Source organism: Micromonospora sp. NPDC049081 (assembly GCF_040648835.1).
Lineage (GTDB): Bacteria > Actinomycetota > Actinomycetes > Mycobacteriales > Micromonosporaceae > Micromonospora > Micromonospora antibiotica.
Window position 1 is genome coordinate 164,544 of the sequence record NZ_JBEZEK010000009.1, and the last position, 395, is coordinate 164,938.

Annotated in this window: 1 protein-coding gene; it reads right to left on the minus strand. The window is 68.6% G+C overall.

The annotated features are described in order from the left end of the window. Nucleotides 1-395: tetratricopeptide repeat protein (locus AB0B63_RS16080; protein ID WP_357019000.1), on the minus strand; the 395-nt coding region annotated here is incomplete at both ends.

Below are 395 nucleotides of genomic sequence, written 5' to 3' on the forward strand. Positions count from 1 at the left end.
TGTTGAGGGTGGCGGCTTCGCCGGTTCGGTCGCCGACTTCCCGCCGGATGGGGAGGGCTTGGTGGTAGTGGTCGAGTGCCCGCTGCCGATCCCCCTGGTTGTTGTACACGCTGCCGATGTTGTTGAGGGTGGCGGCTTCGCCGGTTCGGTCGCCGACTTCCCGCCGGATGGGGAGGGCTTGGTGGTAGTGGTCGAGTGCCCGCTGCCGATCCCCCAGGTTGGCGTACACGCTGCCGATGTTGTTGAGGGTGACGGCTTCGCCGGCCCGGTCGCCGACTTCCCGCCGGATGGGGAGGGCTTGGTGGTAGTGGTCGAGTGCCCGCTGCCGATCCCCCAGGTTGGCGTACACGCTGCCGATGTTGTTGAGGGTGACGGCTTCGCCGGCCCGGTCGCCG